The following is a 26,306-nucleotide window of genomic DNA, read 5'->3' on the forward strand; positions in this document are numbered from 1 at the left end:
CAGGTTCACCCACGGTTACGCCGCGCCGGGGCGGGACACCAGCTCCGCGCTGATGATGCGGTTGTCGCGGTAACCGTCCGTGCCGCCGACGTAGTCACCACCGCAGGTGACCAGCACCAGCCGGTGTGCGCCCTCCTGGCTGAACAGCTCGGGCGCGACCTCGCCGAGCTTGTCCTTGTGCACCGTCACCACGTCGTGCACCCGGTAGGTCCACTGCCCGCCGGCGGTGTCCGCCACGCTGATCTCCTGGCCGTCCTTCATCCGCCAGAGCTGGTCGAACGGTCCCTTCTGGCCCTTCCAGTTGACGTGCCCGGAGAGCAGGGCGGCGCCGTTGGCGTCCCCGAGCTTCGCGCCCCACCAGGTCGCTTCGTCCAGGCCCTCCGGGATGGGCAGGGTGCCGTCCGCGGTCAGCTCCTGGCGGACCAGCTTGGCGGTGGAGCCGTCCGGCAGCCGGACGGTGCCGGGGTCCTGCCCGGCGGGCTGGGACCCGGTGGATCCCGCGGCCTGGCCGGTCGCCGCGGCCGGTGCGGGCTGCTGTGCGCCGTCCGGCGCGGACTCGCCGCCACCGCACCCGGCCAGCACGGCGAGCGCGGCGAACAGGGCGGCCAGCAGCCGCGCGCCCTTGAAGTACTCCACCATCGAGTGTTGCTCCTTTCGCATGAACCGATACCGGTTACATGCGGGGCCCACCAGCCGGGGTTGCAGCCAAAAAGCCGCCCCGGTCAGGACCCGGAGACCAGCGACGCGGTGACGACTCGGTTGTCGCGATAGCCGTCCGTGCCGCCGACGTAGTCACCACCGCAGGTGACCAGCACCAGCCGCGGCGGGCCGTCCTGGCCGAACAGCTGCGGAGCGTGCTTCGGCAGCTCGTCCTTGTGCAGCGTGACGATCTCGTCCACCCGGTAGATCCACGGCAGCCCGCGGGCGTCCAGCACGGTCACGTTCTGCCCGGCCCGGATCCGCCACAGCTGGTCGAACGGCCCTTTCGTGCCACCCCAGTTCACATGCCCGGACAGCAGCGAAGCGCCCTTCGGCGCACCGAGCTTGGCGCCCCACCAGCTCGCCTCCTCCAGGCCGCGCGGGATCGGCAGGGTGCCATTGCGGGTGACCTCGCGGCGGACCAGTTTCGCGGTGCCGCCGTCGGGCAGGCGGACCGTGCCGGGCTGCTGGCCCGGCCCGGCGACCGAAAGCTCCGAGGGCAGTTCGGCCGGCGCGGCGAGCTCGTCGATGTCGACCTCCTGCGGTGGTGCGGCCGGGGTGCCGCCGCTGAAGGTGAACACCATCGCGCCGGCGAAGATCGCGACGGCGGCGAGTGCCCCCAATACGCCGGAAACCCACTTCCGCCCGGCGGAAAGGCCGGGCGGAAGTGGGTCGACGGGCTGTACCAAACCTGGTTCCGCTACTGGTCGGACGGGGTACGCACCGGCGCGGGCTTGCGGCGCCGGGCCACCAGCAGCGCACCGGCGGCGAGCACCACACCGCCGCCGAGCAGCGCGAAGCCGAGCGGCGCGGGGCTGTCCTCGGCGGGCGCCGGAGCCGCGACCGTGGACACCCCGGCCGGGATCTTCACCGGCACCGCGGGCTGGCCACCGCTGGAGCCGCTGCCGGCCGCCTTGGCCACGAAACCCTTGGGCAGCGAGCAGCTCACCCCGCCCAGCACCATCCTGGTCTTGATCTGCTGCAGCTTGATGCCCTCGGTGTTCACCGGCGTGGTGGTGATCTCGACCTGCCAGCCGGCCACGACGGTGGTGTCGCCGGAGCGCCAGGCGGACTGCTTGATCAGCTGGCCGAACTCGGCGACCCGGCTGAGCTTGATGCTGGACCGCGTCTCCTCGCGGTTGAGCTCCACCTTGTCCTCGATCGCCGCCCCCGGCGGGCCGAGCTTGACGTTGTCCACGGTGAGCGGCTCGTTGCCCGCGGGCAGCGCGAACTCCGCGAGCTGGTCCTGCTCGTTGCGGATCAGCAGTTTCTCCGCGGTCGCGGTGCCCTTCGCCTTGTCGTTGGACGGGCAGTCCGCGGTGGTCTTCGAGCCCAGCAGGGCGAACACGGTGTTGTCCAGCGGCGCTTCCTCGGCCCGGCCGCTGTCCTGCAGGGCGTACTGCGCCTCGGCGACCGCACTGGGCACGGTGGTGTCCTTGAGCGAGGCGGTCACGTTGTGCGGACGGCTCTTGACGCCCTCCGGGAACGGGCTCTGCTCGCCGAACTGGCCGAGGTGCAGCACGTAGTTCGAGACCGTCGGCCGGCCGTCCTCGTAGTGCGTGCCGAACGAGTTCCGCTCCCCCTCGTCCTGCGGGATCCTGGTGCGCTCGCCGGTGAGCTTGGAGGTCCCCACGCCGAGCGGCGAACGCTGGGTCTCGGTGATCACGTGTCCCGGCTTCGGCGCGTCGTCCGCGCCGACTCTCACCGAGGCGCCGTTGGCGAAGGCGACCGGACCGGACTTCTCATCCACCGATGTGGCGCCCTGCGCGGCGGCAAGGCCCGGGGCCGCGGCCAGCGCGAGCGCCGCCATGCCGACCACCAGCTTCGTCACGAAACGAGTCATGTCTCCTCAGCTTCTGCTCCCGGTGCGGGCGCCCAATGCTACAGAGCGCCGCAGGACAACCCCTGCCAACCTTCCCGCGTTGAACCGGTGAAAAGGCAACAATGTCAAAAAACGGGGTGAACTCACCCAAATGGAGTAGCGCGATCGTGGACACCGCCCGGTGACCTGCCGGTGACCTCTCGAGGGCACGAGCACTTCCTCAGCGACATTAGGATGGTGGGACATTCCCGACCAAGGCTGGAGATCGACATGCCCACGGTGAGCTCGGACGCGGCCCCCGCGGGCCTGCCCGAAGAAGCCGAGCGCCATGTGCACTCGGAACGTCCGCCGTCGCCGCCCACCCCGCCGCAGGCCACCCTGGCCGACGCGGGCGAGCTGCTGCGGGCACTGGCCGCTCCGGTCCGGATCGCGATCGTGCTGCAGCTGCGGGACGGCGACCGGTGCGTGCACGAGCTGGTGGACGCGCTCGAAGTGGCCCAGCCGCTGATCAGCCAGCATCTGCGGGTACTCAAGGCGGCCGGGGTGGTGCACGGCGAACGGCGCGGCCGTGAGGTGGTGTACAGCCTGGTCGACGACCATCTTTCGCATATCGTCGTGGACGCCGTGGCACACGTACAGGAGGGCAAGTGAGCACCCCCACCAGGGGCCGGGCGCCGCTGCCCGGCAGGCGCTCGACCAAGCAGCGCGCCGCCGTGGTCGAGCTGCTGGCCGACATCGACGACTTCCGCTCCGCCCAGGAGCTGCACGACGAGCTGCGCAAGCGGGGCGAGGGCATCGGCCTGACCACGGTCTACCGCACCCTGCAGTCGCTGTCCGAGGCCGGCGAGATCGACGTGCTGCGCACCGACTCCGGGGAGGCGATCTACCGCCGCTGCTCCTCGCACCACCATCACCACCTGGTCTGCCGGTACTGCGGGCGCACCGTGGAGGTCGAGGGCCCGGCCGTGGAGCGCTGGGCGGAGAAGATCGCCGCCGGCAACGGTTTCTCCGACATCACGCACACCGTGGAGATCGTCGGCACCTGCGCCACCTGCGCGGCCCGCCGCTGACCGGTCAGTACTCGTAGGGATCGTCCGGAGCGCTGACCGGGCGTGCCGTGGCGACGACGAGATCCGCGGTGTAGCCGTTCGCCTTCGTCGCGGTGCCGGGCACGATCTGGCCGGTGACCTCGAGCCAGGCGTCACTGGCGTACCCGGACACCTGGGGCAGGCCGGTCAGCCGCACGGTCAGCGGCCGGGCGTCCGCCGCGCAGCAGCTGATCACCATCCTGGCCAGCATGGTCGAACCGGCGTCGTGCACCACGAAACCGGACAGCGAGACCGTGCGGCCGTTCAGCGTGCCGTTGGCGTCCCAGCCGGCCCTGGTCACGAAGTCGGTCAGGGACATCGGCACCACCGGTTCCGCCGGCAGCGGCGGGAAGTGCGCCGAAGCCTGCGCGGCCGCGTTGTCCGGCGCCCTGCCCTGCGTGCGGGTCACCGAGTCCGAGCCGAGTGCGGGCGGCGCGACCAGGAACACCGCGAGCACCGGTACCAGCAGCAGCCAGGCCGACCTGGCCGGATGGTGGTGCTCGTGCCCTTCGGTAGCGGGCGCTGTCGCCGTCCGCCGGGCGGCGAGCAGATCGCGCAGCACCGCGAGCACGCCGAGCACCAGCATCACCGCCCCGCCGGCGATCACCCACGGCTGCTGGGACGGCTTCACATAGCGCAGGTAGTCCCCGTTGACGGCGATCTTCAGCAGCGCGCCGCCGAGCAGGATCAACAGGATGTTCTGCGTTTCTCGCCTCATCGCAGCACCAACGATCCGGCCAGCAGCGCGCAGCCGACCGCGACCACGAAGGTCACCGGCGCGAACCGGACCGCGAAGGACCTGCCGAAGGTGCCGGCCTGCAGGGCGAACAGCTTCACGTCCACCGCCGGGCCGACCACCAGGAACACCAGCTTCGGCAGCAGCGGCAGGGCGGCGAACGAAGCGGCCACGAAGGCGTCCGCCTCGCTGCACAGCGCGAGCACCACCGCCAGCACGGCCATCACCAGCACCCCGAGCACCAGCTGGTCACCGAGCACCCCGAACCAGCCCGGCGGCACCAGCACCCCGAGCGCGGCCGAGATCACCGCGCCCAGCACCAGGAACCCGCCCGCCTCGACCAGATCGGTCCTGGCCGTCTCGGCGAAGGTCTGCCACCGACCCCGCCCGGCCGGGTCGGGCAGCCGCCGCAGCGCCCGCTCCACGATCCACTCCAGCCTGCCGAACTTCGACCAGAGCAGGCCCATCACCACCGCGGTGCCCAGCGAACCGAGGAACCGGGCCAGCACCATCTCCGGGCTGCCGGGGAAGGCCACCGCGGTGGCGACCAACACCACCGGGTTCACCGCGGGCGCGGCCAGCAGGAAGGTCAGCGCGGCCGCCGGGGCGACCCCCTGCCCCATCAGCCGGCGCGCCACCGGCACCGAAGCGCACTCACAACCCGGCAGCGCCACCCCGGCGAGCCCGGCCACCCCGACCGCGGCCGCTTCCCTGCGCGGCAACACCTTCCGCAGCACCCTGGCCGGCACGAACGCGGCTATCGCGCCGCTGATCAGGACCCCGAGCACCAGAAATGGCAGCGCCTGCACGCAGACCGCGACGAACACCGTCGATCCGGTGCGCAGCGCGGGCACGTCCAGCACCCGCTGCAGCCAGGACTGCGCCAGGATGGCGACCAGCAGCACCGCGCAGAGCACCTCGATCGAGGTGATCCGGCCGTGCCTGCCCGCCCGCGGACGCGCGGCACCGGCCGCGCTGTCGGAAACGGTTTTCACCGGGCCGATGATGCCAGGTGCCCCCGACGGCCGGATCGTCCCGGGGCGATTCGGTGGGGGTAAAGGGATATCTCGTACGGAAAGTTCAGCCTTCCGTGCTGTCCCTCGCCTCCAGGCCGAGCAGGTCGGTGCGCAGCTGCGAGGCCGTCGAGACGACCAGCATCAGCAGGGTGCCCAGCGGCGACGGATCCATGCCCTCGGCGGGGAACGCGTAGCGCAGGGTCATGTCCATCCCCCGGTCGGTGTGCACCACGCCCAGCGTGCCGAACAGGCCCTGGCCAGCCCGCTCCGCCGCGGACGCCGCCAGCGCCTGCTCCTCGGGCAGGTCCCAGCCGACCACGCAGGTCAGGCTGAGCACGGTGAGCCCCTCCGCGAGCCTGGTCGCCTGCACCACGCAGGGCACGTCGGCGTGCGAGAAGGTGAGCGCGCCGTCGTCGTCCACGTGCACTTCGAGGTAGCGCTCGAGCGACTCACGCGCCAGCGTCAGCAATGCGGCCGTGTCAGCAGCTTCGGTAGTCATGAAATCGCCTCCGCGGCGTCCGTGTCCGATGGCGACCCAGCACGTGCCTTCGCCTTGTCCAGCGCCGCACCGAACCGGCGATCCCGCTTGGCGAACTCCAGGCAGGCCTCCCACAGCCGCCGCCGGTCGAAGTCGGGGAACAGGGTGTCCTGGAAGACGAACTCGGCGTAGGCCGCCTGCCACAGCATGAAGTTCGAAGTGCGCAGCTCACCGGACGGCCGCAGGAACAGGTCCACGTCCGGCATCTCCGGCTGGTACAGGTACTTCGCGATGGTGCGCTCGTCGACTTTCTCCGGATCGATCTTGCCCTCGGCGGCCAGCCTGGCGATCTGCCGCACCGCGTCGCCGATCTCTGCCCGGCCGCCGTAGTTCACGCACATGGTCATGTTCAGCGCCGTGTTGTGCTTGGTCTTCTCCTCGGCGACCTGCAGCTCCTTGATCACGCTGCGCCACAGCTTCGGCCGCCGTCCCGCCCAGCGGATCCGCACCCCGATCGAGCCGAGGTAGTCCACCTGCCGCCGGATGGTGTCCCGGTTGAAGCCCATCAGGAAGCGCACCTCTTCCGGGCTGCGCTTCCAGTTCTCGGTGGAGAACGCGTACACCGACAGCCATTTGACGCCCAGCTCGACGGCGCCGCTGGCCACGTCGATCATCACGGCCTCGCCGCGCTTGTGCCCCTCGATCCTGGGCAGCCCGCGCTGGTTGGCCCACCGGCCGTTGCCGTCCATCACCAACGCCACATGCTTCGGGACCAGGTCCGCCGGAATCTCCGGGGGCCGGGCGCCGGACGGATGCGGCTCCGGCGCGCGTACCTCCACCGGTGACGAACCGGCGTCACGTGTCCTGCGCCGCACCGAGCACCTCCGAGTCCACCGGGTCCGCCGGGTCTGCTGGCTGCACTGAAGCCACCGGGTCCGGCACCACCGGACCCGCCCCGGGCCCTGCCGACCCTACTTGCCGGTCACCGAGCAGTTCGCGGGCCCGGCGCTCGACGAGCGGCAGCGAGCGCAGCTGGCGCTCCAGATGCCACTGCAGATGGGCCGCGACCAGGCCGCTCGCGTCCCGGCGCGCGCCGCCGAGGGATGCCTCGGCCACGTCCCAGTCGCCGTGCAGCAGGGATTCCAGCAGCACCAGCACCTCGGGCGCCGGATGCACCGATCCGGGCACCCGGCAGTTCTGGCACATCAAGCCGCCGGCCTGCACGCTGAACGCGCTGTGCGGGCCGGGCAGGCCGCACCGGGCGCATTCGGTGATGGCGGGCGCCCAGCCGGCGTAGGACATCGCGCGCAGCAGGAACGCGTCGAGCAGCAGGGACGCGTCGCGCTGACCGTCCGCCAGCGCCCGCAGCGCGCCGGTGACCAGCAGGTACAGCCGCAGCGCCGGCTCGCCCTCTTCGGCGGTGAGCCGGTCCGCGGTCTCGGTGACCGCGCTGGCCGCGGTGTAGCGCTGGTAGTCGCCCACGATCGGCAGCGCGAACGCGTCCACCGTCTGCACCTGGGTGATCACGTCCAGCGTGCGGCCGGTGTAGAACTGCACGTCCACGTGCCCGAACGGTTCCAGGCGCGCGCCGAACCGGGACGTGGTGCGGCGCACCCCCTTGGCCACCGCGCGCACCTTGCCGTGCCGCCGGGTGAGCAGGGTGATGATCCGGTCGGCCTCACCGAGCTTGTGCACCCGCAGCACCACACCCGTGTCGCGGTAGAGACTCACCATTTCATGGTCGCACTACCCGCGCCCGGAGTTCACCACTGCTGCGGAGGCTGCTGTCCGTAGCCGCCCTGCTGCGGATACCCCGGCTGCTGCTGGGGCTGCTGGGGATAGCCGCCCTGCTGCTGTTGCGGGTAGCCCGGCTGCTGGGGGTAACCCTGCTGCGGGTAGCCGGGCTGCTGCTGCGCCGGGTAGCCGCCCTGCGCCATGCCGGGGACCTTGGGCGCCTGCACGACGATGGTGCTCATCACCTTGTCGGAGAAGGTCTGCGCCTTGTCGTCCCACAGCGGCCACAGGTAGCCGATGGAGCAGGCGAGCCCGTCCAGGAAGTGGGCGAGGTCGCGGACGAAGGCGTTGCCGGCGCCGATCGGCTGGCCGGTAAGCTCGCCGATCAGCTTGATGCCGACCACGCGCTTGCCGAGCGACTGACCGGTGTTGCCGCCCTGGATCCACCTGTTGAAGATGTTCCAGACGAGCGCGCCGAGGCCGCCGAGACCGAGAATGATCGACCCCACGGTGAACGAGCCGGAGAAGACCAGGATCTCGCCGATGATGATCAGCAGCAGGGCCGGCCCCATGTCGATCAGGTAGGCACCGGCCCGCTGCCCCCAGTTCGCGTAGGCGGGCTGGCCGTAGGGCGACTGGCCGGGGAAACCGCCGGGCTGCTGGCCGTAACCGCCCGGCTGCTGCTGCGGGTAACCCTGCTGGGGATAACCGGCCTGCTGCTGGGGTTGCTGGGGATAGCCGCCCGGCTGCTGCGCCGGGAAACCGCCGGAAGGCTGGCCGGGGAAGCCACCTGGCTGCTGCGGGTACTGGCCGGGCTGCTGCCCTGGGACGCCACCGGGCTGACCGGGCTGCGCCGGGAACCCGCCGGACGGCGGCTGGCCATAGGGCTGGCCCTGAGGCTGCTGGCCGTACGGATTCGTCATCGAGGACATCCCCCTAGCTCGGTTTCTGCCACCTGCCACCACGCCCGGAATGCTCGGACAGAGCGCGCCTGCGCCGGGAGCGTACCCGGTCGGTCACCGGACGGCTCGGTGTACCTCAAACCCGGAGCGAGGTGAACGGCGCGAAGGGCAGATTGCGCACTACGAACCACACTCCGAGCAGCACGCCGATCGCCATCGGTGTCCATCGCGGGCGCCGCCACACCGCCGCACCGCGCCAGCGCCCGGCCGCCCACGCGACCAGCGCGGCGGCGCCCAGCAGGACGAACACCAGCGCGACCGCGTTGTACCGCAGCGCGGCGGGCAGGTCGCCGTGCAGCAGGCTGTACATCATGCGCAGCCCGCCGCAGCCGGGACAGTCGATGCCGAACAGCAGTTTGGTCGGGCAGAGCGGGCTCGGCCCGCCGGGGGTGGTCGGGTCGGCCCACAGGATGAACGCGCAGCCGAGCCCGAGCCCGGCGGCTGCCCCGGCCGGCGCGCCGAGCGCGCGCAGCCGGGTGCGCGTGCCGCGAATCGGGTGGCCGCCGGACATGCGGCTCAGAATCCCAGACGGCGCAGCTGTTTGGGGTCGCGCTGCCAGTCCTTGGCCACCTTGATGTGCAGGTCGAGATACACCTTGCTGCCGAGCAGCGCCTCGATCTGCCGTCGGGCCTGCGCACCCACCTGCTTGAGCCGTTCTCCCTTGTGCCCCAGGATGATGCCCTTCTGGCTGGGGCGCTCCACGTACAGGAAGGCGTGGATGTCGATCAGGTCGTCCCGCCCTTCGCGCGGCAGCATCTCCTCCACGTTGACCGCGATCGAATGCGGCAGCTCGTCGTGCACGCCCTCCAGCGCGGCCTCCCGGATCAGCTCGGCGACCAGCGTCTGCTCCGGCTCGTCGGTGAGGTCGCCGTCCGGGTAGAGCTGCGGACCCTCCGGCAGGCGCTGCACCAGCAGGTCGGCCACCGTGCTCACCTGAAAACCGTCCACAGCGGACACCGGCACCAGCTCGGCGAACTCCATCACGTTCTGCAGCGCCAGCAGCTGCTCGGCCACCTGCTCCGGAGCAACCTTGTCGGTCTTGGTCACCACGCCGATCACCGGGGTGCGGCGGGCGATCTTCGCCAGCTCCGCCGCGATGAACTTGTCCCCGGGACCGACCTTTTCGTCCGCCGGCACGCAGAACCCGACAACGTCCACTTCGGACCAGGTGGAGTAGACGATGTCGTTGAGCCGCTGGCCGAGCACCGTGCGCGGGCGGTGCAGGCCGGGGGTGTCCACGATCACCAGCTGCGCGTCGTCGCGGTGCACGATGCCGCGGATCGCGTGCCGGGTGGTCTGCGGCTTGCTGGAGGTGATCGCCACCTTGCTGCCGACCAGCGCGTTGGTCAGCGTGGACTTGCCGGCGTTGGGCCGCCCGACGAAACAGGCGAACCCGGAGCGGTGGCGTACCTCTTCACTGTTCACCGCCCCATTGTCGTCTACGGCCGCGCGGAGCTACCGGAGCACCTCCTGCACGGTGCCCGACGGGTCCGCGCGGTAGATCGGGGCGTTCTCGGCCAAGTCGCGCACCGCGTGCACGGACGCCTCGCCGAACAGCGGTTCCGCGGACACCACGGCGGCCGCCTCGATGCCTTCGGCGCCGCTGGACAGCGCGGCCGCGATCGCCGCCTGCATCGCGGTGAGCTGGAAGGAAGGCTGGTCCACCGTGCTCGCCGCGTAGGTGCGCCCGTCCGTGTCGCGGACCGCGGCACCCTCCTTGGCCTGGGTACGGGCGCGCGCTGAGCGGGCCAGGATGACGATCTTCTCGTCCTCCGGGTCGAGTTCAGGCATGTTCGACGCTCCTGTCTCGCTCGTCGTTCTCGCCGGGGCCGGTCACCCGCACCCGGCGGCCTGCGATCCGATCGTCGCAGGCCTGCACCACCACCGTGGTGATCCGCATCCGGCCGCGGCGGTCCTTGCCGCCCTCGGCGTGCAGCCGCAGCCCGGCCACCTCGGCCTCCGCGCCGGGCAGCGGGACGCGGCCGAGCCGTTCGGCGAGCAGCCCGCCGACCGTCTCCACGTCGTGGTCCTCCAGGTCGATCCCGAACAGCTCACCGAGGTCGTCCACGCCGAGCCGTGCGGACACCCGCACCGACTTCTCGTCGAGGTGCTCCACCGGGGGCCGCTCGTCGGGATCGGACTCGTCGGTGATCTCGCCGACGATCTCCTCCAGGATGTCCTCGATGGTCAGCAGGCCCGCGGTGCCGCCGTACTCGTCCACCGCGATCGCCATGTGGTTGTGCGAGAGCTGCATCTCCTTGAGCAGGTCGTCGAGCCGCTTGGAGTCCGGCACGTAGCTGGCCGGGTTCATCAGCTCGTCGACCTGGCGCAGCGGCCCGCCCTCGGCCATGTACGCCGGCATCAGGTCCTTGATGTTGGCCACGCCGACGATCTCGTCCACCGACTCGCCGATCACCGGGATCCGGGTGAACCCGGTGCGCAGCGCCAGCGCGAGCGCTTGGCGCACGGTCTTGTCCTGTTCGATCCAGACGATTTCGGTGCGCGGCACCATCACCTCGCGGGCTACGGTGTCCCCGAGCTCGAACACCGAGTGGATCATCTCCCGCTCGGAGTCCTCGACCACGCCGCGTTCCTGCGCCAGGTCGACCAGTTCCCGCAGCTCGACCTCGGAGGTGAACGGCCCTTCGCGGAACCCCTTGCCGGGCGTGATCGCGTTGCCCAGCACGATAAGCAGCCTGCTCAGCGGGCCGAGGACCGAACCGAGCACCCGCACCGGCCCTGCCACCAGGGTGCCGACGCGGTAGGGGTGCTGCCGTCCGATGGTCCGCGGGCCGACCCCGACCAGCACGTAGCAGACCACCAGCATCACCAGCGCGGCCACCAGCACCGCCACCCCGACCGGGGAGATCCAGCGCAAGAACACCACGGTGACGAGCACGGTGGAGGTCAGCTCGCAACCCAGCCGCAGCAACAGCAGCAGGTTGATGTGCCGGCGCCGTTCCGCGACCACCGCGGCCAGCTGCCTGGCGCCGGGACGGCCGAGCCGGACCAGCCCTTCCGCCCTGGCCTGCGACACCGTGCTCACGGCGGCGTCCGCGGCGGCGAACATCCCGGCGAGCAGCACCAGCAGGACGGCGATCAGCAGCAGCGCGGTGGAACTGACCATGGCCGGTCGCTCAGCCGGGTTCGGCCGAGGGCTGGCCGCCGTCCAGGCCGGCCGCGCCGAGCAGCCGGTCGTCGGCGCTGCGCTGCACGTCGCGGCGCTTGGCGTCGGCCACCGCCTCCCGGAACTCGCCAAGGATCCGCTTCTGCAGCCCGAACATCTCCCGCTCTTCGGCGGGCTCGGCGTGGTCGTAGCCGAGCAGGTGCAGCACGCCGTGAACGGTCAGCAGGTGCAGTTCGTCGGTCAGCGAGTGACCGGCGGTGTGCGCCTGGTCCTTGGCGAAAGCGGGGCAGAGCACGATGTCGCCGAGCAGCGCCGGGGACGCCTCGGCGGCATCCGGGCGGCGGGCCGAGTCGAGCTCGTCCATCGGGAAGGCCATCACGTCGGTCGGGCCCGGCAGGTCCATCCAGCGCTCGTGCAGGTCCTCCATCACGTCCAGGGTGACCAGCAGCACGGACAGCTCGGCGAGCGGGCTGACCTCCATCTTGTCCAGCGAGAACCGCGCGGCCGCGACGATGGAGGTCTCGTCCACCGGAACGCCGGACTCGTTGGCGATTTCGATGCTCATGCCTTCGTCACCGTCGGCCGTTCCAGGTGGTGCCGGTGGCGTCCTGGATCGACTGCCACTTCTCGTAGGCGTCCACGATGTCCCCTACCAGCCGGTGCCGTACCACGTCCTGGCTGGTCAGCTGGGCGAAGTGCAGATCTTCCACGCCTTCCAGGATCTCCTTGACCACGCGCAGCCCGCTGCGCTGCCCGCTGGGCAGGTCGACCTGGGTGATGTCGCCGGTGACCACGATCTTCGAGCCGAAGCCGAGCCGGGTCAGGAACATCTTCATCTGCTCGGGCGTGGTGTTCTGCGCCTCGTCCAGGATGATGAAGGCGTCGTTGAGGGTCCGGCCCCGCATGTAGGCCAGCGGCGCGATCTCGATCGTGCCGGCCTGCATCAGCCTGGGGATGGACTCCGGGTCGACCATGTCGTGCAGCGCGTCGTAGAGCGGCCGCAGGTAGGGGTCGATCTTCTCGTTCAGCGTGCCGGGCAGGTAGCCGAGCCGCTCCCCCGCCTCCACCGCTGGCCTGGTCAGCACGATCCTGGTGACCTGCTTGGCCTGCAGTGCCTGCACGGCCTTGGCCATCGCGAGGTAGGTCTTGCCGGTGCCGGCAGGGCCGATGCCGAACACGATGGTGTGCTGGTCGATCGCGTCGACGTAGCGCTTCTGGTTCAGCGTCTTGGGCCTGATCGTGCGGCCGCGCCGGGACAGGATGTCCATGCTGAGCACTTCGGCCGGGGATTCGGCGCCGCCGGAGGACAGCATCGCCACCGTGCGGCGCACGGTGTCCGGGCCTACCTGCTGGCCTTTTCCGGCGAGGGTGACCAGTTCGGCGAACACCCGTTCGGCGAAGGCCACGTCGGCGGGTATGCCGGTGAGGGTGACCTCGTTGCCCCGGACGTGCACGTCGGCTTCGAGGAGTTCTTCGGCGACGCGCAGGTTCTCGTCCCTGGAGCCCAGCAACGGGAGTACCGCCGCGTCCGGGATGGGGAACCTGGACTGGGCTGTTTTGGCGGCTGCCGCCGTGTTCGTTCCGACCTCGGGTGTCTTCGGTGGTGGGGCGTCCCCGGGGACGCCGGATCGGGCGGCTCCACCCTGTGCGGTACCGGCCACGTAGCCTCGGGCCTGCTTTCTGCGCATGCGCTGATCTGCTGTGCTGACCCCACGATGCTAGCGGTACCGGTGGCGGCGGCGCAGTCAGGTTTGCGCCCGGCTTACCCGGAGTGCCGGCCGAAGAAGCCCAGTTGTTCGCCGCCGAGCACGTGGGCGTGCACGTGGAAGACGGTCTGGCCGGCGTCGAGTTCGGTGTTGAAGACCACCCGGTAGCCGGATTCGGTGATGCCTTCGAGTTCGGCGACCTTGGCCGCCGCGGTGATCACGTCGGCGAGCAGTTCGGGTTCCGCGGCCAGCTCGGCCACGTTGCGGAAACGCTTCTTCGGCACCACCAGCACATGCGTCTTGGCCTGCGGGTTTATGTCCCGGAACGCCAGCACCGTGTCGCTCTCCCACACGATCTCCGCCGGCACCTCCCGCGCGATGATCCGCTCAAACAACGATTCCGCGTCACTCATGCCCCTCACCCTAACCACCCCCCAACGCAGAACTCGCACACACCAAAGCAGAACTCGCCCCACTTGAGCGTGGAACTCGCGCCCCTGAACGCGGAACTCGCGCCACTTGAGTGTGGGACTCGCAAACTCGCGACCGGCGCTAGTCCATCCCCAACGCGCCCAGGCCGTCAACTTGAGGAGCCGGCACCGTGGGGGTTTGGGGGGCTCGGCCCCCCAATATCGCCCCGCGGCCTTCCGGGAGGGCGAAGCCCGAACAGGAAGAACGCCGCGGGGCGGTGAAGCCTGGGGGTCGCTTCACCGCCGCCGCGGCTCCGCCGGACCGAGGGGGGAGGTGTCCGGCGGGGACACCGGCGCGCCGGGGCTTTCGCCTACGGCGCCCCGAAACCGTCAGCGAGCGCTAGTTAACAAGCGTAACGGCTGGCTGGCCGGTCGCGCCATAATTCCGTCGAAAATCCAACCAGAAATTTACGAGGTTTCGAAGACAGGCGGTACGTGAAGCCGGGGTGGTCAGGCCCAGCGGGTGGTGCGGGCACCCAGTGCGCCAAGTGCGACGGCGGCCGCGGTCGAGGTGCGGAGCACGGTCGGGCCGAGCCGGACGGGGGTGGCTCCGGCGCTGGTGAGCGCGGCCAGCTCGGCCGGTGCGATCCCGCCTTCCGGGCCGACGACCAGCAGCAGGTCGCCGGCGGGCGGCAGGTCGAGCTCGGTGAGCCGCTCGGTCGCGGTGCCTTCGAGCACCAGTGCGGCGGCCGAATCGCGGACCGCGGCGGCCAGTCCGGTGGTGTCCACCGGTTCCCGCACCGGGGGCACCCAGGCGCGGCGGGCCTGTTTCGCGGCGGCCCTGGCAGCGCCCTGCCACCGGGCCAGCGCTTTGGCGCCGCGCGCGCCGTCGTCCCAGCGTGCGACGCTGCGGGCGGCCCGCCATGGCAGGATCTCGTCGACACCGGCCTCGGTGGCCAGTTCGACCGCCAGCTCGCCCCGGTCTCCCTTGGCCAGCGCCTGCGCCACCAGCACGCGAAGTTCCGGCGGCGGCTCGGTCCAGCGGCGGTCCAGCTTCAGCCGCAGCTCGGCGTCGCGGCCGGCCTGCACGGCGTCCACCACGCAGGCGGCCATCCCGCCGCGACCGTCGGAGAGCACCAGCCGTTCGCCGGCCCGCAGCCGGCGCACGGTGGCCGCGTGCCTGGCCTCCTCACCGGTGAGCACGGCCTGCTCACCGGTGGGCAGCTCGTCGACCAGGAAGACCGGCGGGGTGCTGTCCGTCATCCGAGGTTACTTGTGGCTCTTGGTGCGCAGCTTCGAGAACAGGCCACCGTGCTTGCCGTTGCTGCCCAGAGTCGGCACCTCTTCGCCGCGGACCCTGGCCAGCTCGACCAGGAGCTCGCGCTGCCCGTCGTCGAGCTTGGTCGGCACCGTGACGTCGATGTGCACGTGCAGGTCGCCCCGGCCGTCCACCCGGCCGGACGAGCGCAGCCGCGGCATGCCCTTGCCGGTGAGCACCAGTTCGGTGGCGGGCTGCGTGCCCGGTTCGATGTCCAGCTCGTACTCGCCGTCGATCAGCGTCTCCAGCGGCACGCTGGCGCCGAGCGCGGCGGTGGTCATCGGGATCCGGAAGTTGCAGTGCAGGTCGTGGCCCTGGCGGATGAAGACGTCGTGCGCCTCCTCGTCCACCTCGACGTACAGGTCACCGGCCGGGCCGCCGCCGGCCCCCACCTCGCCCTGCCCGGAGAGCCGGATGCGCATCCCGTCGCCGACGCCGGGCGGGATCTTCGCGGTCACGCTGCGCCTGGAGCGGACCCGACCGTCGCCACCGCACTGCCGGCACGGGTCGGTGATGACCTCGCCGAAACCGCGGCAGACCGGGCACGGCCTGGCGGTGACCACCTGGCCGAGGAAGGAGCGCTGGACGGACTGGATCTCTCCCTGGCCGCCGCAGGTGTCGCAGGTCTTGGTGGTGGCGCCCTCGGCGGTGCCGGCGCCGCGGCACAGATCGCAGAGGATCGCGGTGTCCACCGTGATGTCCTTGTCCACCCCGGTGGCGCATTCCTCCAGCGTCAGGCCGAGCCGGATCAGCGCGTCCGAGCCGGGCTGGACCCTGCTGCGCGGGCCGCGCCCGCGACCGCCGCCGCCGGAGGCCGCGCCGAAGAAGGCGTCCATGATGTCGCCGAGGCCGCCGAACCCAGCGAACGGGTCGCCACCACGGCCGCCGCCCGCGCCGGCCCCGTTGTCCAGCGGGTCGCCGCCAAGGTCGACGATCTTGCGCTTCTGCGGGTCGGAGAGCACCTCGTAGGCGGTGGTGACCTCGCTGAACCGGAGCTGGGCGTCCTCCGCCCGGTTCACATCGGGGTGGAGCTCACGCGCGAGCTTGCGATAAGCCCGCTTGATCTCCTGCTCGGTGGCGTTTTTGGCCACCCCGAGAATGCCGTAGTAGTCCCTCGCCACCGTCCTGCAATCCTCCTGTGTCGCTGGTGCGTCCGATCCGGCCCGGCTTACCTGCCGGCCAGGATCTGCCCCACGTAGTTCGCCACCGCGCGCACCGCGGCGATCGTGCTCGGGTAGTCCATCCTGGTCGGTCCGACCACACCCATACCGCCGAGCAGCATGTCGTCCATGCCGTAGCCGATCGACACCACCGAGGTGCTGCGCATCTGCTCGTCCTCATTTTCCTCACCGATGCGCACGGTGATCGCACCGGGGTTGCGCGCGGCCGCGAGCAGTTTGAGCACGACCACCTGTTCTTCGAGCGCTTCGAGCACCTGGCGCAGCGACCCCGGGAAGTCCGCCACGTTGCGGGTGAGGTTCGCGGTGCCGCCGAGTACCAGCCGTTCCTCCGGATGCTCGACCAGTGACTCGATCAGCACGGTACAGACCCGGGTCAGCGCGTCCCGCAGCTCACCGGGCGACTGCTCGGGCAACTCGGCGAGCCTGGCTGCGGCGTCGGAGAGCCGGCGCCCGGCCAGCGCGGTGTTCAGCACCCCGCGGAGCCTGGCGATGTCGTCCTCGGTGATCACGTCGCCGAGGTCGACCGACCGCTGGTCGACCCGGCCGGTGTCGGTGATCAGCACCAGCATCAGCCGCGCCGGGGTGAGCGGAACCACCTCGAGGTGGCGCACCGTGGAGTTGGTCATGGTCGGGTACTGCACCACGGCGACCTGCCTGGTCAGCTGCGCGAGCAGGCGGACAGAGCGGCGCAGCACGTCGTCGAGGTCGGTGCCGCTGTCCAGGAAGTTGGTGATCGCCCGCCGCTCGGCGGCGCTGAGCGGCTTGATGTCGGAGAGCCGGTCCACGAACAGCCGGTACCCCTTGTCCGTCGGGATCCGGCCGGCGCTGGTGTGCGGCTGGGTGATGTACCCGTCCTCCTCCAGGGTGGCCATGTCGTTGCGCACGGTCGCGCTGGAGACGCCGAGGTTGTGCCGGTCCACGATCGCCTTGGAGCCGACCGGCTCCTGGTTGGACACGTAGTCGGCGACGATCGCCCGGAGCACCTCGAACCGGCGCTCGTCCGAGTTCGCCACTCGCCACCTCCGTGCTTCTGCCGTGTCCGCCGGGGTCCGACACTGTCCGGCTGGTCCCCCTAACGTCGAGTTTACGGAACACCGCGCCCCCATGCCCCGCCCCCGCGATTCCGGCCCCGAAATCCGTGCCCAGAAATCCGTGAAGGGCACCTTGCCTACCTTCAACGTAGGCAAGGTGCCCTTCACGGACAGTGTCGAGGCGGGTGGGAGGGGTCAGGTGTTGCGGGGGAAGCCGAGGTTGACGCCGCCGTGGGAGGGGTCGAGCCAGCGGGAGGTGACCACCTTGGTCCTGGTGAAGAAGTGGAAGCCCTCAGGCCCGTACGCGTGGCTGTCCCCGAACAGCGAGTCCTTCCAGCCGCCGAAGGAGTAGTAGCCGACCGGCACCGGGATCGGCACGTTCACCCCGACCATGCCGACCTCGACCTCGTGCTGGAACCGCCGCGACGCGCCGCCGTCGTTGGTGAAGATCGCGGTGCCGTTGCCGTACGGGTTGGCGTTGACCACGCTCAGCGCGTCGTCGTAGGTCGCGCTGCGCAGCACGGACAGCACCGGCCCGAAGATCTCGTCGGTGTAGATCGACATGTCCGGGGACACCCGGTCGAACAGGGTCGGCCCGAGCCAGAACCCGCCCGGCTCGCCGCTGACCGTGCGCACCTCGCGGCCGTCCACCACCAGCTCCGCGCCGGCCGCCAGCCCGGCGTCCACATAGGACTCGACCTTGGCCCGGTGCGCGGCGGTCACCAGCGGCCCCATCTCGGACTCGGGGTCCGCGCCGGCGCCCACCTTCAGCTTCGAGATCCGCTCGGCGATCTTGGCCACCAGCTCGTCGCCGACCGGGTCCACCGCGACCACCACCGACACCGCCATGCAGCGCTCCCCCGCCGAGCCGAATCCGGCCGAGACCGCGGCGTCCGCGGCCAGGTCGAGGTCGGCGTCCGGCAGCACCACCATGTGGTTCTTCGCCCCGCCGAGCGCCTGCACCCGCTTGCCGTGCCGGGTGCCCGTCTCGTACACGTACCGGGCAATCGGGGTGGAGCCGACGAAGGAGATGGCCTTGACGTCGGGGTGCTCCAGCAGCCCGTCCACCGCGACCTTGTCGCCGTGCAGCACGTTCAGCACCCCGTCGGGCAGGCCGGCCTCGGCGAACAGGGCGGCGATGAAGTTCGCCGCCGAAGGGTCCTTCTCACTCGGCTTGAGCACCACGGTGTTGCCGCAGGCGATCGCGTTCGGCACGAACCACAGCGGCACCATGGCCGGGAAGTTGAACGGCGAGATCACCCCGACCACGCCGAGCGGCTGCGCGAGCGAGTACACATCCACCCCGGTGGACGCGTTCTCGCTGAACCCGCCCTTGAGCAGTTGCGGTGCCCCGCAGGCGAACTCCACGTTCTCCACCGCGCGGGCGACCTCTCCGGCGGCGTCCGACTCCACCTTGCCGTGCTCGCTGCTGACGATCCTGGCCAGCTCGTGCTTGCGCGCGGCCAGCAGTTCGCGGAAGGCGAACAGCACCCGGCCGCGGGCGGCCAGCGAAGTGTTGCGCCATGCCGGCAGGGCGCGGCGGGCGGCGGCCACCGCCTCCATCACCTCCTGCACCCCGGCGAAATCCACCCGCGCGCGCACCTCGCCGGTGGCCGGGTCGAACACGTCGCCGCCGCGGTCCGCCACCCCGGACCAGGTCTTGCCTTCGATCCAGTGGCTGATCCGGTTCGTCACCTGCTGCGCTCCTCATCTGCCTTGGCGATCGACTCGCCAAGGATCCGTAGTGCCTCTTCGGCCTCGCTGTCGGTCAGTGTCATCGGCGGCGCCAGCCGGATCACGTTGTTGTGCAGCCCGCCCTTGCCGACCAGCAGCCCGCGCGCCTTGGTCTCCTCCAGCACGATGCCCGCCGCGGGCGGGCTCGGTTCGGTACCGCCGGGCTCGACCAGCTCGACGCCGATCATCAGGCCCTTGCCGCGCACGTCGCCGACCACGCCGTACCGCTCCCCGATCTCCCGTAGCCCGCCGATGATCCGGTCACCCAGCTTGGCCGCGTTGCCCTGGAGATCGTTGTCCAGCAAGTAGTCCAGCGTCGCCTTGGCACCCGCGGTGGAGACCGGGTTGCCGCCGAAGGTGGAGATCGAGTTCGCCTGCAGGCAGTCCATCAGGTCCCCGCGCGCGACTACCCCGCCGATCGCCAGCCCGTTGCCGAGCCCCTTGGCGAAGGTCATCGCGTCCGGAGTGACCCCGTGCGCCTGGATTCCCCAGAAGTGCTCACCGGTGCGACCCCAGCCGGTCTGCACCTCGTCCGAGATGAGCAGGATGCCGTGCTCGTCGAGCACCTCCTTGAACGCGCCGAGCAGCCCGTCCGGCGGCACGTTGAACCCGCCGACGCCCTGGATCGGCTCGGCGATCATCGCCGCCACATCGCCGGAGGTCGTGGTCTGCAATACGTCGCGCAGGTCATCCACGCAGGCCTTGACGTAGTCCGCGTCGGAGTAGCCGCGGAACGGGCCGCGGTAGCGGTACCCGCCGTGCACGTAGCTGACCTTCACCGGGGACAGCGAACTGGCCGACCAGCCCCGGTTGCCGGTGATCCCGATCGTGGCGAACGCCCTGCCGTGGTAGGAGTTCCGGAACGCCAGCACCTGGTTGCTGCGGCGGTACTGGGTGGCCAGCATCAACGCGGTCTCGTTGGCCTCGGTGCCGGAGTTGGTGAAGAACACCTTCGCGTCCGGGATGCCGGACAGCTCGGCGATCTGCTCGGCCAGCTCCACCTGCTTGCGGATCAGGTACAGCGTGGAGGTGTGCAGCACCCCGGTGTCCAGCTGGGCGCGCACCGCGTCGGAGATCTCGGCGATCCCGTAGCCGATCGCGTTGGTCAGAATCCCGGCGAAGAAGTCGAGATAGGTGTTGCCCTCCGAGTCGGTGACGCGGCGCCCCTCGGCCCGCACGATCTCGATGGGGTCGTCGTAGTACAACGCCAGCCAGTCCGGCAGCACCGCCCGGTGCCGCCGCGCCAGTGTCCGCTCGCTCATATCGCCTCCTGTGTCTTCAGCGAGTTTCGGGGCGCGCGGCGCGCGGGCACCACCGGCAACATGTACCGACTCCCGTTCCCGGCCGTACAGTCTGTGTCTTCCCAGGTCTGCTCGGGTCTTCAAAGGGGGCGCATGTATCCGACCGTCGCGGAGGTGCTCGCGCTGCCCGAGCTGCGGCACGGCAGGCCGAGGGTGGTGGCCGGCTCGGCCGGGCTCGACGCGCAGGTGCGCTGGGTGCACGTGGCCGAGATCGCCGACATCGCGCATCTGCTCAAGGGCGGCGAGCTGGTGCTCACCACCGGTATCGCACTGCCCGACGACGAGGCGGCGCTGGCCAAATATGCCGGTGAGCTGGCCGCGGTCGGGGTCACCGGGCTGGTCGTCGAGCTGGTGCACCACTGGAGCGACGCGCTGCCGCCGGCACTGGTGGCGGCCGCCGACCGGCACGGCATCCCGCTGGTCACGCTGTCCAGGGAGACCAGGTACGTGACGGTCACCGAGTCGGTGAACGGCCTGATCGTGGACGCGCAGGTGGCCGAGCTACGGGCCGCCGAGCAGGTGCACCAGACCTTCACCGCGCTCACCGTGTCCGGCGCCGAGCCCGCCGCGGTGCTGCGCGAGGTGGCCAGGATGACCGAACACCCGGTGGTGCTGGAAACCCTTTCGCACGAAGTACTCGCCTACGACGCGGCGGGCGGCGACCCCGGTGAGCTGCTCGCCGGCTGGGCGGCCAGGTCGCGCACGGTCCGCCTCGGCGAGCGCACCGGCTACCACGCGGAGGCGGGCTGGCTGGTCACCATCGTCGGCGCGCGGGGCCACGACTGGGGACGGCTGGTGATCGTCTCCGCCGAGCGGTCCCCGCACCGGCACGTGGTGGTGGCCGAACGCGCGGCCTCCGCGCTGGCGCTGCACCGGCTCGTCGCGCGGGACAACGACAGCCTGGAGCGGCAGGCCCACCGTGCGGTGCTCGGTGAGCTGCTCGCCGCTCCGGTGCCCTCGGCCGAGCTGGTCGCGCGGGCGGCCGCGCTGGGCGTGCCGCTGACCGGGCGGCAGCTGGTCGGGGTGGCCATCCGGCCACGGCTCGGCCAGCAAGGCGATCCAGCGCCGGCGCTGTCCAGCCAGCCGTTGCTGCGGGAGCTGGCCGAGGCGACCGCGCTGGCCGCCCGCCGGGCCAAGGTGGGCGCGCTGGTGGCCGGGACCGAGGACGCCGGCGTGCGCGCGTTGATTTCCCTTTCCCCGCAAGCGAAACCGGACGCGGTGCTGGCCAGGCTGGCGGCCGAGATCCACCAGGCACGCGGCCCGGTGTCCGCGGTGGTGGCCGCGGGCACCACGGTGTCCGGCGCGATGGACGCCGGACGGACCCTGCTGGAGGCTTCGCAGGTGGCCGCGGCCGCCCTGCACCGGCCGGAAGACGGCGGGGCACGCGAGCTGTACCGGCTGGACGATCTGCGCCTGCGCGGGCTGCTGCACCTGCTGGCCGGGGACGAGCGGCTGCGCGCGTTCGCCGCGCGGGAGCTGGGACCGTTGCTGGCCAGGGACGCCGCTTCCGGCAGCAGGCTGGTGCAGGCGCTGCGGCACTACTGCGAGCACGGCGGCAACAAGTCGGCCGCCGCAGCCGCCGCGCACACCTCGCGCACCGCCTACTACCAGCAGCTGGCCAGGATCGAGCAGGTGCTCGGCGTCCGGCTGGAAGACCCCGAATCGATGCTCTCGCTCTACGTGGCACTGCTGGCCTACGACGTCCAGGCGGGTTGTTCATGAGTCAGTGGACGGGGGCCGCCCTGAGCTTGCGAAGGGGGGCTCGCGGCCGCTGACTGCGGGTGACACACGGCGTTGGGCGCAGGTACCGCATGAATAACCCGGCTTTTGAATGGGCACAGCAGACCAATGGACCCTGAAGGTCACTCGGCCGTGTGAGTGAACTTCACCCGGCCGAGGAACACAGTCACCGGGGCGGGTGTGCCGATAGGACCGATATGGCATTCCTTCCCTTCGAACCCATCACCGCCTGCGCGCTCACCTTGGCGTGCCTCGGCGCCCCGGCCCAACCGGCCGACACCTCGCTTTCCTTCAGCATGAACCGCGACAACGGCGCCACCAGCTCGGTATCGCTGTCCTGCGAGCCCTCCGGCGGCAGCCACCCGACCAGCGACGCCGCCTGCGAAACGCTGAAGAAGGTGAACGGTGACTTCTCGCGGCTGCCGGTCGCCGAGCGTGCCTGCGTGCTGATCTACGCCCCGGTCAACGTCGAGGTCACTGGCAGCTGGCGCGGCAAGCCGGTCTCCTTCCAGCGCGAGTACCCGAACACCTGCGTCGCCTCCGCGGAGTCCACCGACGTCTTCACCTTCTGACCCGCCCACCCCGTCCCCGCCCCGGGCAGTGAAGGCCACCTTGCCTGCGTTGAACGCAGGCAAGGTGGCCTTCACTGCGTCAGACGGGCAGCGGCGCGTGCGGGCGGTGCGCGCCGAAGTGGGGATGGGTGGCCAGCCACTCGGGGTAACGGGAGTTGCGGGCGATGACCGCGGCGTATGCCTCACCAGCGAGGTCGGCCACCTGCTCGGCGAACTCGGCGGCGGCTGTCCGCGGCAGCCAGCCGAGCAGGTGCCGCCAGCTCAGCGGGGCACCCGCGATCGGCACCGCGACCAGGCCGGGCGCCTCCCGCATGGTCGCCTGGCACAACGCGGCCGCGTCCCCGCTCTGCGCGAGATCGAGGCAGCTCGCCGTGTCCACCTCGTACATGCCGGCCGGGGTGAAGCCGGCGCGGGCGCACGCCGCCGCGAAGCAGTCCGCGAAACAGCCGTCGCCCGGAGTCACCGCCCACCGCATGTCCGAAAGCTGCTCGAGCCGGACCTCCGGCAGCCGCGCGCAGGGATGTTCCGCGGACAGCAGCACGAACACCGGCCCGGTCGCGATCGGGGTCCATGCCAGCCCCGGCACCGCGGGCGGCGGGGCGTCCCCGCACACGCCCGCGATGGTGAAGTCGCCGCGCCGCGCGGAAACCAGTTCCGCCAGCTCCGCCGCGGACCAGGAGACCGTGGTGGTCACCAGCGCACCGGGGTAGGCGTCTTCCAGCCGGCGCACCAGCCCGGCCAGGAACGGCACGCTGACCGCGGCGATCCGGAACCGCTGCAGCTCCGAACCGTTGTCGGCCAGCCGGATCGCGTCGTACTGCAGCTCCTGCACCGCGGGCAGCAGCACCCTGGCGCGGTTGAGCACGAGCTCGCCGAGCGGGGTTGGCCGCGCCCCGCGGCGATCCCGGTCGAACAGCGTGCCGCCGAGCGCCGCCTCGATTCGCTGCAACTGCGCGGTCAGTGCCGGCTGGGCGAGGCCGAGCACCGCGGCGGCCTTGGAGACGCTGCCCGCGTCAGCGATGGCGCACACGGTTCGCAGGTGCCGCAGCTCCAACTGCATGGAACAACGTTAGGGCGCCGGACGCCCCGGCGGAACGGTGCGTTGGTAGGGAATTTCGAATTGCCCGGTTGCCGGAGAGTAACCACCGGCGGCCGGCGAAGCACCGCGCCACCGGGAACGCAATCGACAGAATGCGTTTCGACATGGCCAACGGTGAACACTCTGCCACTGCCACCTGCACCGATGGACGCGCAGGATGCCGCAATGGAACCGAGCGTCGGCAGCAACCTCGCGCAGGGTAAGGCGGGACCTGGCCAGCTCTCGCACGCCGACGGCCGGGTCGAACTCAGCGATCTCTCCGCCATCAGCGGCAGCCGTTTCTACAACCACGAGCTGGCCCCGGTCCCGGTCGGCCAACGGACCTGGGGCACCTACAACTACTTCGCGCTGTGGATGGGAATGGCGCACAACATTCCCAGCTACGCGCTGGCCGCGTCCCTGATCGCGCTGGGCATGAACTGGCTGCAGGCGCTGATCACCATCACCATCGGCAATATCGTGGTGCTCGCGCCGATGCTGCTGAACAGCCACGCCGGCACCAAGTACGGCATCCCGTTCCCGGTGTTCGCCCGCGCCTTCTACGGGATCCGCGGGGCGAACCTGGCGGCGCTGCTGCGCGCCTTCATCGCCTGCGGCTGGTTCGGCATCCAGACCTGGGTCGGCGGCGAGGCGATCTACATCCTGCTCGGCAAGCTCATCGGCCCGACCTGGCGCGACTCCGCAGTGGTGGCAGGCCAGCACTGGACGCTCTGGCTGTCCTTCGCGGTGTTCTGGCTGCTGCAGATGCTGATCATCTGGCGAGGCATGGAGGCGGTCCGCAAGTTCGAGAACTGGACCGCGCCGCTGGTGTCGGTGGGCTTCCTGATCCTGCTCGGTTACGTGCTGGTGAAGGCGGGCGGCCTTGGCCCGATCCTGGCCGAGCCTGGCACGCTCGGCTGGGGCCCGGACTTCTGGAAGGTCTTCGCGCCTTCGCTGATGGCGATGATCGCGTTCTGGTCCACCCTGTCGCTGAACATGCCGGACTTCACCCGCTTCGGCGGCAGCCAGCGCAAGCAGGCCCGCGGGCAGATACTCGGCCTGCCGACCACGATGACCTTCATCGCGATCGTGGCCATCCTGACCACCTCCGGCGGCAGCGTGCTCTACGGCGAGCAGATCTGGGACCCGGCCAAGCTCGCCGACCGGTTCTCCAGCCCGGTGCTGGTGGTGGTCGCGCTGATCGCGCTGGTGCTGGCCACCGTCTCGGCGAACCTGGCGGCCAACGTGGTCAGCCCGTCCTACGACTTCTCCAACGCCTTCCCGAAGAAGATCACTTTCGCCATCGGCGGCCTGATCACCGGCGTGATCGGCGTGCTGATCCAGCCGTGGCGGCTGTACTCGGACCCGAGCATCTACATCTTCGCCTGGCTGGGCTTCTACGGCGGGGTGCTGGGCGCGGTGGCCGGGGTGCTGATCGCGGGCTACTGGGTTCTCCGCCGTACCAGGCTGGACCTGGCCGGCCTCTACACCGAGGGCGGGAGCTACTGGTTCAAAGCGGGCTGGAACTGGCGTGCGGTGCTGGCCACTCTGCTCGGCGCGGTGGCCGCGGTCGGCGGTGCCTACGGCGGCCCGTTCCCCGAGGACGGCCTCATCCCGTTCCTGAAGGTCTTGTACGACTACAACTGGGTGGTCGGGCTCGTCGTCGCGTTCGGCGCCTACCTGGCGCTTTCGGCGAGTTCCCGGCCCGCGGCGAAGAAGGAGGATGCAAGTGAGCGACACGGTACGAGCCGGCCTGGTGCAGCAGCGGTGGACGGGTGACAAGGAGTCGATGATCGCCGGCGCGGTGGACGCGATCTCACGCGCCGCCTCGCAGGGCGCCCAGGTGGTCTGCCTGCAGGAGCTGTTCTACGGCCCGTACTTCTGCCAGGTGCAGGACACCGACTACTACTCCTACACCGAGGGCATCCCGGACGGGGAGACCACCAGGCTGATGCAGGAGGTGGCCGAGCGGCACGGGGTGGTGCTGGTGGTGCCGATGTACGAGGTGGAGCAGCCGGGCGTCTACTACAACACCGCGGCCGTGATCGACGCCGACGGCCGCTATCTCGGCAAGCACCGCAAGAACCACATCCCGCAGGTGAAGGGCTTCTGGGAGAAGTTCTACTTCCGGCCTGGCAACCTCGGCTACCCGGTGTTCGACACCGCGGTGGGCCGGATCGGCGTGTACATCTGCTACGAGCGGCACTTTCCGGAGGGCTGGCGCGCGCTCGGCCTGGCCGGCGCGAAGATCGTGTTCAACCCTTCGGCCACCAGCCGCGGGCTTTCCGAGTACCTGTGGCGGCTGGAACAGCCCGCAGCCGCGGTCGCCAACGAGTACTACGTCGGCACGATCAACCGGGTCGGCGTGGAACCGCTGGGCGACAACGACTTCTACGGCCAGTCCTATTTCGCCGACCCGCGCGGCCAACTGGTCGGCGAGGCGGCTTCGGACACCGAGGAGGAGATCGTGGTCCGCGACCTGGACATGGCGAAGCTGGCCGAGGTGCGCGACCTGTGGGCCTTCTACCGTGACCGCCGCCCGGACAGCTACGGACCACTCGCGGAGGCATGAG

At 70.8% G+C, this 26,306-nt stretch carries 28 protein-coding genes; 6 read left to right on the forward strand and 22 right to left on the reverse strand.

Translation table 11 applies throughout. From position 1 onward, the window contains the following. Positions 1–15: 15 nt before the first annotated feature. The 3 genes from AMYNI_RS0101525 to AMYNI_RS0101535 all read right to left on the reverse strand — a co-directional run bounded on the left by AMYNI_RS0101525 (position 16) and on the right by AMYNI_RS0101535 (position 2,542). A complete protein-coding gene (locus tag AMYNI_RS0101525; RefSeq protein ID WP_020666194.1) occupies positions 16–639 on the reverse strand; it encodes a class F sortase in 624 nt (207 codons plus the stop codon). Positions 640–722: 83 nt separating this feature from the next. Continuing rightward, complete coding sequence (locus tag AMYNI_RS0101530) at positions 723–1,283, reverse strand: class F sortase (RefSeq protein ID WP_084628628.1); 561 nt, start codon at positions 1,281–1,283, stop codon at positions 723–725. Between the two features lie 116 nt (positions 1,284–1,399). Further along, positions 1,400–2,542, reverse strand: a complete 1,143-nt coding sequence (locus AMYNI_RS0101535) for a hypothetical protein (RefSeq protein WP_026359942.1) — start codon at positions 2,540–2,542, stop codon at positions 1,400–1,402. Between the two features lie 249 nt (positions 2,543–2,791). Between AMYNI_RS0101535 and AMYNI_RS0101540 the strand changes: the two genes are divergently transcribed. Next, positions 2,792–3,172, forward strand: a complete 381-nt coding sequence (locus AMYNI_RS0101540; RefSeq protein ID WP_020666197.1) for an ArsR/SmtB family transcription factor — start codon at positions 2,792–2,794, stop codon at positions 3,170–3,172. After that, the gene (locus tag AMYNI_RS0101545) at positions 3,169–3,591 is read left to right on the forward strand and encodes a Fur family transcriptional regulator (RefSeq protein ID WP_020666198.1); all 423 of its coding nucleotides are present in this window, start codon (positions 3,169–3,171) and stop codon (positions 3,589–3,591) included. The genes AMYNI_RS0101540 and AMYNI_RS0101545 overlap by 4 nt, the downstream gene beginning before the upstream one ends. 4 nt (positions 3,592–3,595) lie before the next feature. Here AMYNI_RS0101545 and AMYNI_RS0101550 read toward each other — a convergent pair whose 3' ends face one another. The 18 genes from AMYNI_RS0101550 to AMYNI_RS0101635 all read right to left on the reverse strand — a co-directional run bounded on the left by AMYNI_RS0101550 (position 3,596) and on the right by AMYNI_RS0101635 (position 20,304). After that, positions 3,596–4,327, reverse strand: a complete 732-nt coding sequence (locus AMYNI_RS0101550; protein ID WP_020666199.1) for a TIGR03943 family putative permease subunit — start codon at positions 4,325–4,327, stop codon at positions 3,596–3,598. Continuing rightward, complete coding sequence (locus AMYNI_RS0101555) at positions 4,324–5,340, reverse strand: permease (RefSeq protein WP_020666200.1); 1,017 nt, start codon at positions 5,338–5,340, stop codon at positions 4,324–4,326. Before AMYNI_RS0101555 ends, AMYNI_RS0101550 begins: the two co-directional genes overlap by 4 nt. Before the next feature lie 85 nt (positions 5,341–5,425). Then, the gene (locus AMYNI_RS0101560) at positions 5,426–5,860 is read right to left on the reverse strand and encodes a hypothetical protein (RefSeq protein WP_026359943.1); all 435 of its coding nucleotides are present in this window, start codon (positions 5,858–5,860) and stop codon (positions 5,426–5,428) included. Beyond that, on the reverse strand, positions 5,857–6,714 hold the full coding sequence (locus AMYNI_RS0101565; protein ID WP_020666202.1) for an isoprenyl transferase: 858 nt from the start codon (positions 6,712–6,714) through the stop codon (positions 5,857–5,859). The genes AMYNI_RS0101560 and AMYNI_RS0101565 overlap by 4 nt, the downstream gene beginning before the upstream one ends. Continuing rightward, positions 6,695–7,570: a DNA repair protein RecO gene (gene recO, locus AMYNI_RS0101570; RefSeq protein WP_211225452.1), complete on the reverse strand. Its 876-nt coding sequence runs from the start codon at positions 7,568–7,570 to the stop codon at positions 6,695–6,697. Before recO ends, AMYNI_RS0101565 begins: the two co-directional genes overlap by 20 nt. A gap of 32 nt (positions 7,571–7,602) precedes the next feature. Next, positions 7,603–8,496, reverse strand: a complete 894-nt coding sequence (locus AMYNI_RS43300) for an RDD family protein (protein WP_157357221.1) — start codon at positions 8,494–8,496, stop codon at positions 7,603–7,605. 115 nt (positions 8,497–8,611) lie between these two features. After that, the gene (locus AMYNI_RS0101580) at positions 8,612–9,046 is read right to left on the reverse strand and encodes a DUF2752 domain-containing protein (RefSeq protein ID WP_020666205.1); all 435 of its coding nucleotides are present in this window, start codon (positions 9,044–9,046) and stop codon (positions 8,612–8,614) included. Positions 9,047–9,051: 5 nt separating this feature from the next. Further along, positions 9,052–9,960: a GTPase Era gene (era, locus tag AMYNI_RS0101585; protein ID WP_020666206.1), complete on the reverse strand. Its 909-nt coding sequence runs from the start codon at positions 9,958–9,960 to the stop codon at positions 9,052–9,054. A gap of 30 nt (positions 9,961–9,990) precedes the next feature. Next, positions 9,991–10,326, reverse strand: coding sequence for a hypothetical protein (locus AMYNI_RS0101590; protein WP_020666207.1), 336 nt, complete (start codon positions 10,324–10,326; stop codon positions 9,991–9,993). Then, positions 10,319–11,662, reverse strand: coding sequence for a hemolysin family protein (locus AMYNI_RS0101595; protein ID WP_020666208.1), 1,344 nt, complete (start codon positions 11,660–11,662; stop codon positions 10,319–10,321). Before AMYNI_RS0101595 ends, AMYNI_RS0101590 begins: the two co-directional genes overlap by 8 nt. Positions 11,663–11,672: 10 nt before the next feature. Continuing rightward, positions 11,673–12,227 (reverse strand): rRNA maturation RNase YbeY, encoded by a 555-nt coding sequence (ybeY, locus tag AMYNI_RS0101600; RefSeq protein WP_020666209.1) that lies wholly within the window; start codon positions 12,225–12,227, stop codon positions 11,673–11,675. A 7-nt stretch (positions 12,228–12,234) separates the two neighbouring features. Next, complete coding sequence (locus tag AMYNI_RS0101605) at positions 12,235–13,323, reverse strand: PhoH family protein (RefSeq protein ID WP_026359945.1); 1,089 nt, start codon at positions 13,321–13,323, stop codon at positions 12,235–12,237. Positions 13,324–13,424: 101 nt separating this feature from the next. Continuing rightward, a complete protein-coding gene (locus AMYNI_RS0101610) occupies positions 13,425–13,781 on the reverse strand; it encodes a histidine triad nucleotide-binding protein (protein ID WP_020666211.1) in 357 nt (118 codons plus the stop codon). A 507-nt stretch (positions 13,782–14,288) separates the two neighbouring features. After that, positions 14,289–15,041, reverse strand: coding sequence for a 16S rRNA (uracil(1498)-N(3))-methyltransferase (locus AMYNI_RS0101615; RefSeq protein WP_020666212.1), 753 nt, complete (start codon positions 15,039–15,041; stop codon positions 14,289–14,291). A gap of 6 nt (positions 15,042–15,047) precedes the next feature. Beyond that, positions 15,048–16,217, reverse strand: a complete 1,170-nt coding sequence (dnaJ, locus tag AMYNI_RS0101620; RefSeq protein ID WP_020666213.1) for a molecular chaperone DnaJ — start codon at positions 16,215–16,217, stop codon at positions 15,048–15,050. A gap of 47 nt (positions 16,218–16,264) precedes the next feature. After that, a complete protein-coding gene (gene hrcA / locus AMYNI_RS0101625) occupies positions 16,265–17,290 on the reverse strand; it encodes a heat-inducible transcriptional repressor HrcA (protein WP_020666214.1) in 1,026 nt (341 codons plus the stop codon). 213 nt (positions 17,291–17,503) lie between these two features. Continuing rightward, positions 17,504–19,003, reverse strand: coding sequence for a CoA-acylating methylmalonate-semialdehyde dehydrogenase (locus tag AMYNI_RS0101630; RefSeq protein ID WP_020666215.1), 1,500 nt, complete (start codon positions 19,001–19,003; stop codon positions 17,504–17,506). Beyond that, positions 19,000–20,304, reverse strand: coding sequence for an aspartate aminotransferase family protein (locus tag AMYNI_RS0101635; protein WP_020666216.1), 1,305 nt, complete (start codon positions 20,302–20,304; stop codon positions 19,000–19,002). The genes AMYNI_RS0101630 and AMYNI_RS0101635 overlap by 4 nt, the downstream gene beginning before the upstream one ends. A gap of 132 nt (positions 20,305–20,436) precedes the next feature. Here AMYNI_RS0101635 and AMYNI_RS0101640 point away from each other — a divergent pair, with 132 nt between their 5' ends. Next, positions 20,437–22,065: a PucR family transcriptional regulator gene (locus AMYNI_RS0101640; RefSeq protein ID WP_020666217.1), complete on the forward strand. Its 1,629-nt coding sequence runs from the start codon at positions 20,437–20,439 to the stop codon at positions 22,063–22,065. 215 nt (positions 22,066–22,280) lie between these two features. After that, positions 22,281–22,655 (forward strand): SSI family serine proteinase inhibitor, encoded by a 375-nt coding sequence (locus AMYNI_RS0101645; RefSeq protein ID WP_020666218.1) that lies wholly within the window; start codon positions 22,281–22,283, stop codon positions 22,653–22,655. Positions 22,656–22,734: 79 nt separating this feature from the next. Here AMYNI_RS0101645 and AMYNI_RS0101650 read toward each other — a convergent pair whose 3' ends face one another. Next, a complete protein-coding gene (locus AMYNI_RS0101650; protein ID WP_020666219.1) occupies positions 22,735–23,715 on the reverse strand; it encodes a LysR family transcriptional regulator in 981 nt (326 codons plus the stop codon). A gap of 204 nt (positions 23,716–23,919) precedes the next feature. On the opposite strand from AMYNI_RS0101650, the gene AMYNI_RS0101655 reads away from it, so the two are divergent. Together AMYNI_RS0101655 and AMYNI_RS0101660 are read left to right on the forward strand one after the other, a co-directional pair. Continuing rightward, entirely contained in the window at positions 23,920–25,512 is a 1,593-nt protein-coding gene (locus AMYNI_RS0101655; protein ID WP_020666220.1) for an NCS1 family nucleobase:cation symporter-1, read from the forward strand. Then, on the forward strand, positions 25,463–26,305 hold the full coding sequence (locus AMYNI_RS0101660; RefSeq protein WP_020666221.1) for a nitrilase-related carbon-nitrogen hydrolase: 843 nt from the start codon (positions 25,463–25,465) through the stop codon (positions 26,303–26,305). Before AMYNI_RS0101655 ends, AMYNI_RS0101660 begins: the two co-directional genes overlap by 50 nt. Position 26,306 lies beyond the last annotated feature (1 nt).

The organism is Amycolatopsis nigrescens CSC17Ta-90 (assembly GCF_000384315.1).
Lineage (GTDB): Bacteria > Actinomycetota > Actinomycetes > Mycobacteriales > Pseudonocardiaceae > Amycolatopsis > Amycolatopsis nigrescens.